At 68.6% G+C, this 14,639-nt stretch carries 14 protein-coding genes and 1 riboswitch; of the genes, 11 read left to right on the top strand and 3 right to left on the bottom strand.

Annotated features, from left to right (window positions below):
• Nucleotides 1-108 precede the first annotated feature (108 nt).
• From EJI01_RS18960 to iaaH, 3 genes are all read left to right on the top strand, one after another.
• Nucleotides 109-1,239, top strand: coding sequence for an acyl-CoA dehydrogenase family protein (locus tag EJI01_RS18960; RefSeq protein WP_126838680.1), 1,131 nt, complete (start codon nucleotides 109-111; stop codon nucleotides 1,237-1,239).
• A 126-nt stretch (nucleotides 1,240-1,365) separates the two neighbouring features.
• Complete coding sequence (locus EJI01_RS28825) at nucleotides 1,366-1,503, top strand: hypothetical protein (protein WP_185878972.1); 138 nt, start codon at nucleotides 1,366-1,368, stop codon at nucleotides 1,501-1,503.
• A gap of 99 nt (nucleotides 1,504-1,602) precedes the next feature.
• Complete coding sequence (iaaH, locus tag EJI01_RS18955; RefSeq protein WP_126838679.1) at nucleotides 1,603-3,123, top strand: indoleacetamide hydrolase; 1,521 nt, start codon at nucleotides 1,603-1,605, stop codon at nucleotides 3,121-3,123.
• Here iaaH and EJI01_RS18950 read toward each other — a convergent pair whose 3' ends face one another.
• Entirely contained in the window at nucleotides 3,124-3,855 is a 732-nt protein-coding gene (locus tag EJI01_RS18950; protein ID WP_126838678.1) for a helix-turn-helix transcriptional regulator, read from the bottom strand. It abuts the gene before it with no gap.
• Nucleotides 3,856-3,966: 111 nt separating this feature from the next.
• Between EJI01_RS18950 and EJI01_RS18945 the strand changes: the two genes are divergently transcribed.
• The 5 genes from EJI01_RS18945 to EJI01_RS18930 all read left to right on the top strand — a co-directional run bounded on the left by EJI01_RS18945 (nucleotide 3,967) and on the right by EJI01_RS18930 (nucleotide 8,675).
• Nucleotides 3,967-4,404, top strand: a complete 438-nt coding sequence (locus EJI01_RS18945; protein WP_126838677.1) for a YchJ family protein — start codon at nucleotides 3,967-3,969, stop codon at nucleotides 4,402-4,404.
• Nucleotides 4,405-4,597: 193 nt separating this feature from the next.
• Nucleotides 4,598-4,756: a hypothetical protein gene (locus EJI01_RS28820; RefSeq protein WP_185878971.1), complete on the top strand. Its 159-nt coding sequence runs from the start codon at nucleotides 4,598-4,600 to the stop codon at nucleotides 4,754-4,756.
• A gap of 3 nt (nucleotides 4,757-4,759) precedes the next feature.
• Nucleotides 4,760-5,740, top strand: coding sequence for a rhodanese-like domain-containing protein (locus EJI01_RS18940; protein WP_126838676.1), 981 nt, complete (start codon nucleotides 4,760-4,762; stop codon nucleotides 5,738-5,740).
• 37 nt (nucleotides 5,741-5,777) lie between these two features.
• Nucleotides 5,778-5,883: riboswitch (TPP riboswitch) on the top strand.
• Nucleotides 5,884-5,960: 77 nt separating this feature from the next.
• Nucleotides 5,961-7,841 carry a phosphomethylpyrimidine synthase ThiC gene (gene thiC, locus EJI01_RS18935; protein WP_126838675.1) on the top strand — a complete coding sequence of 627 codons (1,881 nt, stop codon included), beginning with the start codon at nucleotides 5,961-5,963 and terminating at the stop codon, nucleotides 7,839-7,841.
• Between the two features lie 150 nt (nucleotides 7,842-7,991).
• The gene (locus EJI01_RS18930) at nucleotides 7,992-8,675 is read left to right on the top strand and encodes an HAD family hydrolase (protein WP_126838674.1); all 684 of its coding nucleotides are present in this window, start codon (nucleotides 7,992-7,994) and stop codon (nucleotides 8,673-8,675) included.
• A 16-nt stretch (nucleotides 8,676-8,691) separates the two neighbouring features.
• Here the strand turns inward: EJI01_RS18930 and EJI01_RS18925 are convergent, their stop codons facing one another.
• Entirely contained in the window at nucleotides 8,692-8,889 is a 198-nt protein-coding gene (locus tag EJI01_RS18925; RefSeq protein ID WP_126838673.1) for a hypothetical protein, read from the bottom strand.
• A gap of 82 nt (nucleotides 8,890-8,971) precedes the next feature.
• Nucleotides 8,972-10,030, bottom strand: a complete 1,059-nt coding sequence (locus EJI01_RS18920; protein ID WP_126838672.1) for an AraC family transcriptional regulator — start codon at nucleotides 10,028-10,030, stop codon at nucleotides 8,972-8,974.
• A gap of 129 nt (nucleotides 10,031-10,159) precedes the next feature.
• Between EJI01_RS18920 and EJI01_RS18915 the strand changes: the two genes are divergently transcribed.
• Genes EJI01_RS18915 through EJI01_RS18905 form a run of 3 tightly spaced genes read left to right on the top strand, consistent with a single transcriptional unit; the run spans nucleotide 10,160 to nucleotide 14,629 of the window.
• On the top strand, nucleotides 10,160-11,332 hold the full coding sequence (locus EJI01_RS18915) for an isovaleryl-CoA dehydrogenase (protein WP_126838671.1): 1,173 nt from the start codon (nucleotides 10,160-10,162) through the stop codon (nucleotides 11,330-11,332).
• A gap of 19 nt (nucleotides 11,333-11,351) precedes the next feature.
• Nucleotides 11,352-13,019: an AMP-binding protein gene (locus tag EJI01_RS18910; protein ID WP_126838670.1), complete on the top strand. Its 1,668-nt coding sequence runs from the start codon at nucleotides 11,352-11,354 to the stop codon at nucleotides 13,017-13,019.
• Complete coding sequence (locus tag EJI01_RS18905) at nucleotides 13,016-14,629, top strand: carboxyl transferase domain-containing protein (protein WP_126838669.1); 1,614 nt, start codon at nucleotides 13,016-13,018, stop codon at nucleotides 14,627-14,629. The genes EJI01_RS18910 and EJI01_RS18905 overlap by 4 nt, the downstream gene beginning before the upstream one ends.
• The last annotated feature ends 10 nt before the right edge of the window (nucleotides 14,630-14,639 follow it).

Genomic DNA, 14,639 nt, shown 5'->3' with positions numbered 1-14,639 from the left:
TTTTGCCATATTGCCGCGCGCTGTGACATTTCTTGTTCGGCGCGGGCGAGCCGTGTCGCAGCGAGCGGTACCTAGAATGACGGCCTTGCGTCAACAAGAGACAAGACCATGCTGCTCAATGCCGACCAGGAAGCGATACGCGACGCGGTGCGCGACTTCGCGCAAGCCGAGCTCTGGCCGAATGCGCCGCGCTGGGACCGCGAGCACAGCTTCCCCAAGGAAGCGCATGCTGGCCTAGCGGCGCTCGGCGCCTACGGCATCTGCGTGCCGGAGGAAGACGGCGGCGCCGGCCTCGACTACCTGACGCTCGCGCTGGTGCTGGAAGAGATCGCGGCCGGCGACGGCGGCACCAGCACCGCGATCAGCGTCACCAACTGCCCGGTCAACGCGATCCTCATGCGCTACGGCAATGCGCAGCAAAAGAAGAAGTGGCTGCAGCCGCTGGCGCAAGGACAGATGCTCGGCGCCTTCTGCCTGACCGAGCCGCAGGCCGGCAGCGATGCCTCGTCGCTGCGCACCACGGCGCGCAAGGACCCGGACGGCTGGGTGATCGACGGCGTCAAGCAGTTCATCACCAGCGGCAAGAACGGCCAGGTCGCGATCGTGATCGCGGTCACCGACAAGGGCGCGGGCAAGCGCGGCATGAGCGCCTTCATCGTGCCCACCGACGCGCCTGGCTACACGGTCGCGCGGCTGGAGGACAAGCTGGGCCAGCATTCGAGCGACACCGCGCAGATCAACTTCGACGCCTGCCGCATCCCGGCCGAGAACCTGATCGGCCAGGAGGGCGAGGGATACAAGATCGCGCTCGGCGCGCTGGAAGGCGGCCGCATCGGCATCGCCGCGCAGAGCGTGGGCATGGCACGCAGCGCCTTCGAGGTGGCACTGGCCTACGCCAAGGAGCGCCAGGCCTTCGGCGGCTCGATCTTCGAGCAGCAGGCGGTGGGCTTCAGGCTCGCGGAATGCGCGACCCAGCTCGAAGCGGCGCGCCAGCTGATCTGGCATGCGGCGAGCCTGCGCGACGCGGGCCGGCCCTGCCTCAAGGAGGCGGCGATGGCCAAGCTGTTCGCGAGCGAGATGGCCGAGCGCGTGTGCAGCGCGGCGATCCAGACGCTCGGAGGCTACGGCTACGTCAACGACTTCCCGCTGGAACGCATCTACCGCGACGTGCGCGTCTGCCAGATCTACGAAGGCACGTCGGACATCCAGAAGCTCCTGATCCAGCGCGCCCTGGCCTGACGACATCGGCCTCGCACTGTCTAAAGCTCTATGGCGCCTGCGGCCGGCTTCCCTGCCGATTGGCGGATTCACGCGCGCGCCGCGAACGCCCAGACTGATGCCAGTGGAAACGATGAGGAGCGCATCATGGCAACGGATCTCATGACTCTCGGCGTACTCGGAATGGTCGTGCTGGGCGGCTGGCTGATCGATCATGTGGGGCAGCAGGCCAAGGCGCGCCTCGCACGCGCTCGGAAGCCGGTGCAACGCGATCCCCGCAAATAGCGTTAGCAAGGCCCTAGTCGCTGCTGTCATCGATCTGGATGACAGACAGACGCCGCCCAGCGGCGCAACATGGCGGCCTCTCTCCCCGGAGCTTTCGCCATGTCCCATTCGAATTCCGCCCTGGCTCTTCGCGCAGCGGCCCTCTTGTGCATCGCGGGGCTCGCCCCGCAGTCCCACGCGCAATCCGCGCCGCCCGACATCGCCATGCTGACCGCCAGCGAGGCCGCGCAGCGCCTGTGCGCCGGCTCGCTGAGCAGCGAGCAGCTGGTCTCGGCCTATCTCGCGCAGGCCAAGGCCAAGCCGCAGCTCAATGCCTTCATCACGCTCGACGAGGCCGGCGCGCTGAAGGCCGCGCGCGCCGCCGATGCGGCGCGCAAACGCGGTGGCCCCTGCAAGCCGCTGGGCGGCGTGCCCGTGGTCATCAAGGACAACATCCAGGTCCAGGGCCTGCCCGCCACCGCCGGCACGCCGGCGCTGAAGGGCTTCGTGCCCAGCGCCGATGCGCCCGTGGTCGCCAAGCTGCGCGCGGCAGGCGCGGTGGTGCTGGGCAAGACCCACATGCATGAGCTCGCCTTCGGCGTCACCGGCTACAACCCCGCCTTCCAGAGCGGGCCCGAGGTCGGTGTGCGCAATGCCTACGACGCGACCCGGATCGCGGGTGGCTCCTCCTCGGGCAACGGCGCGGCGCTCGGCGCGCGCATGGCGCCGGCCGCGCTCGGCACCGACACCGGCGGCTCGGTGCGCATTCCCTGCGCCTTCAATGGCTGCGCGGCGCTGCGTCCGAGCATGGGCCGCTATTCGCAGCAGGGCATCGCGCCGATCTCGCACACGCGCGACACCGCCGGGCCGATGGCGCTCTCGGTGGCCGACCTGGCGCTGCTCGACCGCACCATCGCCGGCGGCGCGCCGGTGGTGCCGGCAGACCTGAAGCGAGTGCGGCTCGGCGTGGTGCCGGACTTCTTCGCGAATCTCGATGCCGACACCAAGGCCGCCACCGATGCTGCGCTGGCCAAGCTGCGCGAAGCCGGCGTCACGCTGGTCGACGTTGAGATGCCGAAGCTGATGGAGCTCAACGCAGCGGCCGGCTTCCCGATCGCGTTCTACGAGGCGCACGACGACATGGTGGCCTACCTCGCCAAGTACCGCACCGGCATCGACATCCGCCAGCTGGCCGCGGCCGTGGCCAGCCCCGACGTCAAGGGGGCCTTCGAAGGCCTGGTGATCCCGCGCAAGCTGCCCGCGGCCAACGGCGTGGTCGATGCCAAGCCCGCCTACGACAACGCGATTGCCAAGGCGCGGCCGGCGCTGCAGAAGCTCTACCGCGACACCTTCAAGGCGAACCGGCTCGATGCGCTGGTGTTCCCGACAGTGACGCGCGTCGCGCTCGGCGCCACGCCGGAGGCCAGCAGCCCGAAGAACTTCGGCGCGCTGATTCAGAACACCGACCCCGCCGGCAATGCCGGCATCCCCGGCCTGCAACTGCCCTCCGGCCTGGGCGCCACCAGTGGCTTGCCGATCGGGCTTGAATTCGACGGTCCCGCCGGCAGCGACCGCAAGCTGCTGGCACTGGGGCTTGCGGTCGAAGGGGTGCTGGGCCGCCTGCCGGCGCCCACGAAGTAATCAGCGATCCGGGCCGGGCGCCGTCCAGCCCGCCAGCGCCGAGCGGCGTTCGATGCCCAGCTTGCCGAAGATGCGCCGGAGGTAGGTGCGCACCGTCGGCACGGCGACTGCCATGCGCCGCGCGATGTCCTTGTCGGTCAAGCCCTCGCGCACCGCCTGCGCGACCTGCTGCTCGCGCGGGCTCAGCTGCGGCCATGCGGCAGGCTCGGCCTCGATGCGCTGCGCGCGCTGCAGCGCGCCGGCAAAGGCCGGCTCGATCAGGTCCAGCAGCGCCTTCTCGTGCTCGCCGAAATCCCCGCGCGCGCGGCAGCGCCAGATGCGCAGGTCGCCCAGCGCGCGCTGGCCGTCGAAAGCGTGCAGGTTCATGCCCCAGTGCAGGCCGTCGCGTGAGAGGAAGTCGTTGAAGAAGGACGTGCGCATCAGCGTGCGCTGCGGCATCACTTGGGTCACGCGGGTGGCGCGGCGGCGCGCTTGCAGGACGAAGGTGATCGGGGCGTGATGCTGGTGCCACTCGGCATAGCGGTCGAGGTTGGCCGGGTCCATGTTGAGCGCCACCCGGCGGCCGAAGCTGCCGCTGTCGGCATCCCACACGAAGGAGGCGAACTGGTCGGCATGCAACAGGTCGAGCAGCGCCCAGCCGATGCGCTCGCGGATCTCGCGCTCGCTCTGGTCTTCTGCGAGCAGCGCGAAGATGCCGCGCAGCGCGTGCTGTTCCGAAGCCTTCAGGTACATGGCCACTCCTTCGCGTGTCGAGCTTAGTGCGCGAGCAAGGGCCGCGCCATCCGTGGCGATTCAGGGTTTGCGAGAGGGCTTGCACAATGCGCGAGAATCTGTCTCTCCCTCATGTCCACTTCCTCTCCCAACTCCGCGCGCGTTCCCTGCCCCTGCGGGCGCCGCGACCGCCGGGAGCTGCCGCTTCCCTATGCCCAGTGCTGCGGGCGCTATCTCGACGATTTCGAGCGCACGCCGGCGCCCGACGCCGAGTCGCTCATGCGTTCGCGCTACACGGCTTTCGTGCTCGAGCGGGCCGAATACCTGCTGGCCACCTGGCATGCGTCGACGCGCCCTGCGACGCTCGGCTTCGAGCCCGACGTCAAATGGCTGGGCCTGGAGGTGCGTTCGCGCTCGGTGCTCGACGCCGACCATGCCGAGGTCGAGTTCGTTGCCCGCCAGCGCAGCAGCGCCGGCGTGGCGACCCGGCTGCACGAACGCAGCCGCTTCGTGCGCGAGGACGACGGCGGACTCAGCCGCTGGTACTACCTCGACGGCGATCTGCGCTGAAGCCTTCGGGCCACTTGAAAAGGCCATCGCCGCCGCATGCGACCTGCATCGCGCGCTAGCAATTCGATAGCGCGCGGCGCGCCATTGTGTCCAGAACGGAGACAGTCCGATTCCTTTTGGGCTATTTATCCACGGCCCTCGCGCCCCCACACTCTCTTCCACACTCCGAACAGAACCAGCACCAGAGGGCGAAATGGCCAGCAGCACGAGGATTCCGACCGCCTATCGGCAATGGCTCCATGCCATGCTGGTGGCGCCAGTCGTGGCCGCTGCGCCCTGGATGGCCGCACCGGCATCGCGTCCACGCGCAGCGCCGGTGGTTGCGGCGGGGCGTCTCGTGACCGGGGAATAGCGGATGGACGATCTCGTCACGCTTCTCTCGGCCCAGGGTGCCGCCGTGGTGTTCCTCGCCACGCTGGCGACCCGCCTCGGTGCGCCCGTGCCGGCTGCGCCCTTTCTCATCGTCGCCGGCGGGCTGTCGGTCGGCGGGCAGGTCTCCTTCGCCGCCGTGCTGGCGGCTGCACTGGCCGGCAACATCCTCGGCGACGGCGCCTGGTTCCTGGCCGGGCGCCGCTGGGGCTACCGCGTGATGCGGCTCCTGTGCCGCATCTCGCTGTCGGCCGACTCCTGCGTACGGCGCAGCGAGGCCATCCTCGGCCGCTGGGGCGGGCTGTCGCTGATCGCGGCCAAGTTCGTGCCGGGCGTGTCGGTGGTCGCGCCGCCGATGGCGGGCGCACTGGGCATGTCGAACACGCGCTTCCTCTCCTACGAGACCGTGGCCGCGCTGATCTGGACGCTGGGCTTCCTCATGCTCGGCCGCCTCTTCCATGCGGCGATCCAGGACGTGCTGTCGGTGCTGTCCAACGTCGGCCTCACGGCCGCGGTCGTCGGCACGCTGGTGCTCGCGGCATTCGTCGCCTGGCGCTATCGCCGGCGCCGGATCGCGCTCGCGGCCGAGGACATCGAGCAGATCGAGGTCGGCGACTTGCGCGAAGCCTTCGCTGCCGGCGAGCGCCCGATGCTGATCGACGTGCGCTCCGCCGAAGGCCGCGCGCTGGACCCGCGCGCGATTCCGGGCGCGGTCGGCATCGGGCTGCGCGAGCTTCCGTCGCAGCTCGCCGCGTTCGCCGACGGGCGCGAGCTCATCGTGTTCTGCGACTGCCCGAACGACGAGTCCGCCATCGCCGCCGCGCGCGTGCTGATGAAGGCCGGTTTGCCGCGCGTGCGCGTGCTGGCGGGCGGGCTCTCGGCCTGGGCCGCCGCGGCCGCGCTCGAGGAGGCCGATGAAGAGGCAGCGCCGGCCGGCGCGTCGTGCGTCGCCGCCCATGCTGCCTGATACCCCTTGATCCCGGCCGCGAACGAGGCCTAGAATCGGCCCCGCTCCGGGGTGCACGCAGATGCGTACTGAGATGGCCAAGCGGCCGAACCCGCGAACTTGATCTGGTTCATACCAGCGTAAGAAGAGCTGCGACTCCCCGGCCCCGGACATTCTTTTTCCGCCGTGCCGATCCTGGAGCCATCGCGGAGCACCCATCCAACGAACCGGAGTGCCCCGCATGAATGCCCCTGACAAGTTCGCCTCGCTGCTCACGCTGACCCGCGAGCCCTTTCCTGCATCGACCAAGAGCGCCATCGCCGGCAGCCGCCCGGACCTGCGCGTGCCCGTGCGCGACGTGCTGCTCACCAACGGCGAAAAGGTGTCGCTCTACGACACCTCGGGCCCGTACTCCGACCCTTCGGCCGAGATCGACGTGCGCCGCGGCCTGCCCGGCGTGCGCGGCGCCTGGATCGCCGAGCGCGGCGACACCGAAAGCTACCAGGGCCGCTCGCACCAGATGCTCGACGACGGCGCCACCCATGCCGACCGCGACGCCCAGCGCCTGGCCGAGCTGCGCGCCGCCGCCTCGGGGCTGCAGCGCGCGCCGCTGCGTGCCAAGTCCGGCATGAACGTGAGCCAGATGCACTACGCGCGGCGCGGCATCGTCACGCCCGAGATGGAATACGTCGCGCTGCGCGAGAACGGCAAGCGCGAATGGATGGCCGAGTACCTGGCCGACGCCGCGCGCGAGAAGCGCCTGGCCGGCAACCCGATGGGCGCGCAGATCCCGAAGATCATCACACCCGAGTTCGTGCGCGACGAGGTGGCGCGCGGCCGCGCCATCATCCCGGCCAACATCAACCATCCCGAAGTCGAGCCGATGGCGATCGGGCGCAATTTCCTCGTGAAGATCAACGCCAACATCGGCAACTCCGCCGTGACCTCGAGCATCGAGGAAGAGGTGGAAAAATTGGTGTGGGCGATCCGCTGGGGCGCCGACAACGTGATGGACCTTTCCACCGGCCGCAACATCCACACCACGCGCGACTGGATCGTGCGCAACAGCCCGGTGCCCATCGGCACCGTGCCGATCTACCAGGCGCTCGAGAAGGTCGGCGGCGTAGCGGAAGACCTCACGTGGGAGATCTACCGCGACACGCTGATCGAGCAGGCCGAACAGGGCGTCGACTACTTCACCATCCATGCCGGCTTGCGCCTGCCCTTCATCCACCTCACGGCCGACCGCCGCACCGGCATCGTCTCCAGAGGCGGCTCGATCATGGCCAAGTGGTGCATCTCGCACCACCGGGAGAGCTTCCTGTACACGCGCTTCGAGGAGATCTGCGAGATCATGAAGGCCTACGACGTGAGCTTCTCGCTCGGCGACGGCCTGCGCCCGGGTTGTGCCGCGGACGCCAACGACGAGGCCCAGTTCGCCGAGCTGCGTACCCTGGGCGAGCTCACGCAGATTGCATGGAAGCACGACGTGCAGACCATGATCGAAGGCCCCGGCCACGTGCCGATGCACCTGGTTCAGGCCAACATGGACGAGCAGCTCAAGCACTGCCACGAGGCGCCGTTCTACACGCTGGGCCCGCTGACCATCGACATCGCGCCCGGCTACGACCACATCGCGAGCGCGATCGGCGCCGCCATGATCGGCTGGGCCGGCACGGCGATGCTCTGCTACGTCACGCCCAAGGAGCACCTGGGCCTGCCGGACCGCGACGACGTGAAGCAGGGGATCATCGCGTACAAGATCGCGGCGCATGCGGCCGACGTGGCCAAGGGCCATCCGGGCGCGCGGGCGCGCGACGACGCGCTGTCCAAGGCGCGCTTCGAGTTCCGCTGGCAGGACCAGTTCAACCTCGGCCTCGACCCCGACACCGCGCGCGAATTCCACGACGAGACCCTGCCCAAGGATTCGAGCAAGGTGGCGCATTTCTGCTCGATGTGCGGCCCGAAGTTCTGCTCGATGAAGATCACGCAGGAGGTGCGCGAGTACGCGGCGCAGCGCGGCATCGACGAGGCGAAGGCCCTGGACGAGGGCATGGCGGGCAAGTCGGCGGAGTTCAAGGCCGGCGGGGGCGAGATCTACATCCCGATCCAGTCGGTCTGAAGATTCGGGGGCGATCAGGCCGGCGCCGGGCCGCCAGCGCGGCGAAGTCCGCGCTCCGCGCAGACGGGCGGCCTGCAGCTACCCCTCGGGGGGGGCAGCGAGTACATGAAGTGACGGAGCGTGGGGGCTGCATTGATTACGATCGAACCCATGAATTCCATCCCCTTCGACGCCGTCCTCTTCGACTGCGACGGCGTCCTCGTCGACTCCGAACCCATCACCAACCGCGTGCTCGCCGAGATGCTCGGCGAACTCGGCTGGCAGCTCACGGTGGAGGAGTCGATGCGCATCTTCACCGGCAAGGCGGTGAAGGACGAGGTCGCGTTGATCGAGTCCATGACCGGCTTCGCCATCACGCCCGAATGGCTGGACGGCTTTCGCGGCCGCCGCAACGCCGCGCTCGAACGCGAGCTGGTCGCGATCCCCAACGCCGCCGGCGCGGTGCGCGCGCTGCATGCGGCACTCGACGGTCGCATCGCCTGCGCGTCGGGCGCCGACCGCTACAAGGTGGAGCTGCAGCTCGACAAGGTCGGCATTCTCGACTGCTTCGCCGGCCGCATCTTCAGCGGCCACGAGATGCCGCGCTCCAAGCCGGCGCCCGACGTCTACCTGGCGGCGGCCGCCGCGCTGGGCGTCGATCCGGCGCGCTGTGCGGTGGTCGAGGACACGGTGACCGGCGCCGCGGCCGGCGTCGCCGCGGGCGCCACCGTGTTCGGCTACAGCCCTTCCGACCTCGGCCACAGCGGGCCGGAGGCGCTGCGGGCCGTCGGCGTGACGCGGGTGTTCGGCGACATGGCGCAGCTCCCGGCGCTGCTGGCCGCGATGGATCGCTGAGCGGGAGGAAGGGACTTCAGTTCGTGCGCTGCGTGGCCGCCTTGGCCATCGCGGCGAGGGCCTGCGTCATCGCGTGGGCGCGTGCCGACCAGAAGCGGCCGATCAGCTTGTCGGCGTTTTCGACGACTGCGGGATGGATGCGCGAGCGGCCGGAGGTGGCGGCGAATTCGACCAGGGCCGCGTATTCGGAAGTATCGGTGTCGGGAGTTTGCATGCCTCGATCCTAGGGCGGGAGGACTCGCCAGCGGCATGCAACGCGGGCAGGCGGCGAGCGAAGCGGCGAACTTTGTCACGGATCATCCTCGGGGCGCAAGCCTGCGGCCGGCCTCCGATGCGCCGCCGCGACGGAATGCGCCGGGTGTTACACCTGACCAGGCCCGGAAGGCACGGGAGAAGCTTTTCTCGTTGCGAAATCCCACTGCCAGCGCGATCTGCTTGATCGGCCGTTCGGTGCGGCGCAACTGCTCGGCCGCCTGCTCATGCCGCACTTCGTCCTTCAGCGCCTGCAGCGAAACGCCTTCCTCCAGCAGCTGGCGGTGCAGCGTGCGGGCCGAGAGGTTCAGGATCGCGGCCAGCGCCTCTGCCGTGGCGGCTTCCCTGCCGCGCGTGCGCAGCAGCTCGCGCACGCGCTGGCCCAGCAGGCGGTCGCGGCGGTACTGCAGCACGGTGAGCGGCAGCGCGCGCCGCAGCATGGTGCGCAGCGCCTGCTCGTCGCGCTGCAGCGGCAGGGCCAGGTAGCGTTCGTCGAAGCTGTAGCTGGCCGCCTCGGCGCCGAAGCGCAGTGCGCCGCCGAACATCAGCGGATAGGCATCGCGGTGCGGCGGCGCCTCGAAGGGGAAGGTGGCCTCGCGCAGCGAGACCCGCGAATCGATGACCCAGGAGGCATAGCCGTGCAGGAAGCGCAGGTTCGACACCAGGCAGAACTCGCGCAGGGCGCCGAGCTCGGCGTGCTCGCGGATCGACACCGTCGCCGCACCGCCCGCCACCTTCAGCTCGAGCGCGATGTCCCCGGTCAGGAGCCGGTGGTGCCGGCACCAGCGCTTGATCGCGACGCCCAGGTTCGGCGAGCTCAGCGAGGCGCGGCACAGCATGCCGTAGGTGCCCCAGGGCAGGCGCCGGCTGAACCAGCCGAGCGCCTCGTCGTCGAGCTCCTGCATCGCAAAGCCCGACAGCACCTCGAACTGCGCCGCCGTCACGCGGCCCTGCGCGTTCTTCAGATCGCGCGGCGCAATCTGTGCCTGTGCCAGGGCCTTGGCCGGGTCCATGCCGTAGCGCTCGTAGCCCAGAACGATCGCTCGCACGAAGGCCATCGGCGTGGCGGCGCGGACGGCCGGTTTGAAGAGCGAGGAGGACATGAAGGAGGGCGATCTCGGTGACGCAATATGCAACCATTGTGGCGCCAATTGCAACGGCACAGGGCGTAAGCTGCGCCTTCCCGCGCGGGATTTCCGGCGCGAACGAACCGCTTGTGAGGAGACAACCCCATGCATGACCCCGGCCTGAACTTCGACCTGGGCGAGACCATCGACTCGCTGCGCGATGCGATCCAGAACTTCGCCGCCAACGAGATCGCGCCGCGCGCCGCCGACATCGACCGCGAGAACCTGTTCCCCCACGACCTCTGGAAGAAGCTCGGCGAGCTCGGCCTGCACGGCATGACGGTGAAAGAAGAGTACGGCGGCACCGAGCTCGGCTACCTGGCCCACATCGTGGCGATGGAAGAGGTGTCGCGGGCCTCAGCCTCGGTCGGCCTCTCGTACGGCGCGCATTCCAACCTCTGCGTCAACCAGATCCACCGCAACGGCAGCGAGGCGCAGAAGAAGAAGTACCTGCCCAAGCTGGTGAGCGGCGAGCACGTGGGTGCGCTTGCGATGAGCGAGCCCAACGCCGGCTCCGACGTGGTCAGCATGAAGCTGCGCGCCGAGAAGAAGGGCGACCGCTACGTGCTCAACGGCGGCAAGATGTGGATCACCAACGGCGGCGACGCCGACACGCTGGTGATCTATGCCAAGACCGAGCCCGAGATGGGCGCGCGCGGCATGACGGCCTTCATCGTCGAGAAAAGTTTCAAGGGCTTCTCGGCCGGCACCAAGCTCGACAAGCTCGGCATGCGCGGGTCCAACACCTACCCGCTCTTCTTCGACAACTGCGAAGTGCCCGAAGAGAACGTGCTGGGCGGCGAGGGCGCCGGCGCCAAGGTGCTGATGAGCGGCCTGGACTACGAACGCGCGGTGCTCTCCGGCGGCCCGCTCGGCATCATGGCCGCCTGCATGGACGCGGTGCTGCCCTTCGTGCACGAGCGCAAGCAGTTCGGCCAGAGCATCGGCGAGTTCCAGCTCATGCAGGGCAAGCTGGCCGACATGTACTCGACCTGGCAGGCCACGCGCGCCTACGTCTACGCCGTGGGCAAGGCCTGCGACCGCAACGACCATGCGCGCACCTTCCGCAAGGATGCCGCGGGCGCGATCCTCTATTCGGCCGAGAAGGCCACCTGGATGGCCGGCGAGGCGATCCAGGCGCTGGGCGGCGTAGGCTACACCAACGAGTTCCCGGTCGGGCGGCTGTGGCGCGATGCCAAGCTCTACGAGATTGGCGCCGGCACCAGCGAGATCCGGCGCATGCTGATCGGGCGCGAGCTGTTTGCGGAAACAGCTTAGGCGCAAGACAGGAGACGACATGCCATTGACCCAGAGTCTCGACCGCGGCGCCACCGACGTGCCGCTGATCGAGCAGACCCTCGGCGGCTTCTTCGACGACATGGCGGCGCGGCAGGGCGAGCGCGAAGCGCTGGTCAGCGCGCACGAGCACAAGCGGCTCAGTTACCTCGAGCTGCAGCGCGAAGCCAACCGCCTGGCCAGCGCGCTGCTCGGCCTGGGCCTCGCGCCCGGCGACCGCGTCGGCATCTGGTCGCACAACAACGTGGCCTGGGTGCTGATGCAGATCGCCACCGCCAAGGCCGGCATCATCCTGGTCAACATCAATCCGGCCTACCGGACCGCCGAGCTCGAATACGCGCTCAACAAGGTGGGGTGCAAGGCGCTGGTCACGATGCCGCAGTTCAAGACCAGCGACTACCTCGGCATGCTGCGCGAGCTGGGGCCGGCGCGCCTCCCACTGCTCAAGCACATCGCTTGGATCGACAAGGAGGGCGCCGGCGACGAGGTGCCGGGTGCGCAACGCTTCTCCGCGCTGCTGGCGAGCGGCAATCCCGACGATCCGCGCATCGTACAGATCGGCCGCACGCTCAAGGCCACAGACCCGATCAACATCCAGTTCACCAGCGGCACCACCGGCTTTCCCAAGGGCGCGACGCTGACGCATCGCAACATCCTCAACAACGGCTTCTTCATCGGCGAGTGCATGAAACTCGCGCCGGAAGACCGGCTCTGCATCCCGGTGCCGCTCTACCACTGCTTCGGCATGGTGCTCGGCAACCTGGCCTGCCTGACGCACGGCTCGACCATCGTCTATCCGAACGACGGCTTCGACCCGCTCACCGTGATGCAGACGGTGCAGGCCGAGCGCTGCACCGGCCTGCACGGCGTGCCGACGATGTTCATTGCCGAGCTCGACCACCCGCGCTTCAAGGAGTTCGACTTCAGCACGCTGCGCACCGGCATCATGGCCGGCTCGCCGTGCCCGACGGAGGTGATGAAGCGGGTGGTCGACCAGATGCATCTCTCCGAGATCACCATCGCCTACGGGATGACCGAGACCAGTCCGGTGAGCTGCCAGAGTTCGACCGACACGCCGCTCGAGAAGCGCGTGTCGACCGTCGGCACGGTGCAGCCGCACATCGAGATCAAGATCGTCGACCCCGAAACGGGAGAGATCGTGAAGCCCGGCGTGTCGGGCGAGTTCTGCACGCGCGGCTATTCGGTCATGCACGGCTACTGGGAAGACGAGGAGAAGACGCGCGAAGCCATCGATGCCGAAGGCTGGATGCACACCGGCGACCTCGCCACCATGGACGCCGAGGGCTACGTCAACATCGTCGGCCGGATCAAGGACCTGGTGATCCGCGGCGGCGAGAACATCTACCCGCGCGAGATCGAGGAATTCCTCTACCGCCATCCGAAGATCCAGGACGTGCAGGTGGTCGGCCTGCCCGACAAGAAATATGGCGAGGAGCTCTGCGCCTGGATCATCGCGAAGCCGGGGCAGACCCTGACGGCCGACGAGGTGCGCGACTTCTGCAAGGGCCAGATCGCGCACTACAAGGTGCCGAAGTACATCCAGTTCGTCACCGAGTTTCCGATGACGGTGACAGGCAAGATCCAGAAGTTCAAGATTCGCGACGCGATGAAACACCAGCTGGGCCTGGACGAAGAAAAAACTGCATGAGCAAACTCGAAACCAAACTCAATGCGCGTTCGGCCGATTTCCAGGCCAACGCCACCGCGATGCGCGCACTGGTCGACGACCTGCATGCCCAGTTCGCCAAGGTCCAGGCCGGCGGCGGCGAGGCGGCACGTGCCAAGCACACGGCACGCGGCAAGCTGCTGCCGCGCGACCGCGTCGCGCAGCTGCTCGACCCCGGCACGCCCTTCCTCGAAGTCGCGCCGCTCGCGGCCCACGCGATGTACCACGGCGCAGCGCCCGGCGCCGGCCTGATCGCCGGCATCGGGCGCGTGAGCGGCGTCGATTGCATGATCGTGTGCAACGACGCGACGGTGAAGGGCGGCACCTACTATCCCGTCACGGTCAAGAAGCACCTGCGCGCGCAGGAGATCGCCGAGCAGAACCGCCTGCCCTGCATCTACCTGGTCGATTCGGGCGGCGCCAACCTGCCGAACCAGGACGAGGTGTTTCCGGACCGCGATCACTTCGGGCGCATCTTCTACAACCAGGCCAACATGAGCGCCCAGGGCATCGCGCAGATCGCCGTGGTCATGGGCTCGTGCACGGCCGGCGGCGCCTACGTGCCGGCGATGAGCGACGAGTCGATCATCGTCAAGAACCAGGGCACCATCTTCCTGGGGGGGCCACCGCTGGTGAAGGCGGCCACCGGCGAGGTGGTCACGGCCGAGGACCTGGGCGGCGGCGACGTGCACACGCGGCTGTCCGGCGTGGCCGACCACCTGGCGCAGAACGACCTGCATGCTCTAGCGCTGGCGCGTTCTTCAATCGCCAACCTCAATGCGCACAACCGCGCGGCCAGAGCGGCGCCGGCTGCCGAGGTGCGTGCGCCCGAATTTCCAGCCGACGAGCTCTACGGCGTGATCCCCACCGACACCCGCAAGCCCTTCGACGTGCGCGAGATCATCGCGCGCATCGTCGACGGCAGCGAGTTCCACGAGTTCAAGTCGCGCTTCGGCGCCACGCTGGTCTGCGGCTTCGCCGAGATCGAGGGCATGCCGGTGGGCATCGTCGCCAACAACGGCATTCTTTTCAGCGAGTCGGCGCAGAAGGGGGCGCACTTCATCGAGTTGTGCTGCCAGCGCAGGATCCCGCTGGTGTTCCTGCAGAACATCACCGGCTTCATGGTCGGGCGCAAGTACGAGAACGAAGGCATCGCGCGCCACGGCGCGAAGATGGTGACGGCGGTGGCCACCGCCAACGTGCCCAAGTTCACCATCATCATCGGCGGCAGCTTCGGCGCCGGCAACTACGGCATGTGCGGCCGCGCCTACTCGCCGCGCTTCCTTTGGATGTGGCCCAACGCGCGCATCAGCGTGATGGGCGGCGAGCAGGCCGCGAGCGTGCTGGCCACCGTCAAGCGCGACGGCATCGAGGCCAAGGGCGGGCAGTGGAGCGCCGAGGAGGAAGAGGCCTTCAAGTCGCCGATCCGCCAGCAGTACGAGGCGCAGGGCCATCCCTACTACGCGACGGCGCGGCTGTGGGACGACGGCATCATCGATCCGGCCGACACGCGCCGCGTGCTGGCGCTGGGCCTGGCGGCGGCGCGCAATGCGCCGATTCCGGAGCCGAAGTTCGGCATCTTCCGCATGTGAGGCAGAGATC

The sequence above is a fragment of the Variovorax sp. MHTC-1 genome (genome assembly GCF_003984645.1).
GTDB lineage: Bacteria > Pseudomonadota > Gammaproteobacteria > Burkholderiales > Burkholderiaceae_C > Variovorax.
This window is presented reverse-complemented; position numbering and strand designations above follow the sequence as displayed.

What these genes read in the sequence shown, in the direction of transcription:
- EJI01_RS18920 (WP_126838672.1), bottom strand. Translation starts at nt 10,030, where the DNA reads ATGTCCTCCTCGCTCTTCAAACCGGCCGTCCGCGCCGCCACGCCGATG.
- EJI01_RS18910 (WP_126838670.1), top strand. Translation starts at nt 11,352, where the DNA reads ATGCCATTGACCCAGAGTCTCGACCGCGGCGCCACCGACGTGCCGCTG.
- EJI01_RS18930 (WP_126838674.1), top strand. Translation starts at nt 7,992, where the DNA reads ATGAATTCCATCCCCTTCGACGCCGTCCTCTTCGACTGCGACGGCGTC.
- EJI01_RS18925 (WP_126838673.1), bottom strand. Translation starts at nt 8,889, where the DNA reads ATGCAAACTCCCGACACCGATACTTCCGAATACGCGGCCCTGGTCGAA.
- EJI01_RS18905 (WP_126838669.1), top strand. Translation starts at nt 13,016, where the DNA reads ATGAGCAAACTCGAAACCAAACTCAATGCGCGTTCGGCCGATTTCCAG.
- thiC (WP_126838675.1), top strand. Translation starts at nt 5,961, where the DNA reads ATGAATGCCCCTGACAAGTTCGCCTCGCTGCTCACGCTGACCCGCGAG.
- EJI01_RS18940 (WP_126838676.1), top strand. Translation starts at nt 4,760, where the DNA reads ATGGACGATCTCGTCACGCTTCTCTCGGCCCAGGGTGCCGCCGTGGTG.
- EJI01_RS18945 (WP_126838677.1), top strand. Translation starts at nt 3,967, where the DNA reads ATGTCCACTTCCTCTCCCAACTCCGCGCGCGTTCCCTGCCCCTGCGGG.
- iaaH (WP_126838679.1), top strand. Translation starts at nt 1,603, where the DNA reads ATGTCCCATTCGAATTCCGCCCTGGCTCTTCGCGCAGCGGCCCTCTTG.
- EJI01_RS18915 (WP_126838671.1), top strand. Translation starts at nt 10,160, where the DNA reads ATGCATGACCCCGGCCTGAACTTCGACCTGGGCGAGACCATCGACTCG.
- EJI01_RS18950 (WP_126838678.1), bottom strand. Translation starts at nt 3,855, where the DNA reads ATGTACCTGAAGGCTTCGGAACAGCACGCGCTGCGCGGCATCTTCGCG.
- EJI01_RS18960 (WP_126838680.1), top strand. Translation starts at nt 109, where the DNA reads ATGCTGCTCAATGCCGACCAGGAAGCGATACGCGACGCGGTGCGCGAC.
- EJI01_RS28825 (WP_185878972.1), top strand. Translation starts at nt 1,366, where the DNA reads ATGGCAACGGATCTCATGACTCTCGGCGTACTCGGAATGGTCGTGCTG.
- EJI01_RS28820 (WP_185878971.1), top strand. Translation starts at nt 4,598, where the DNA reads ATGGCCAGCAGCACGAGGATTCCGACCGCCTATCGGCAATGGCTCCAT.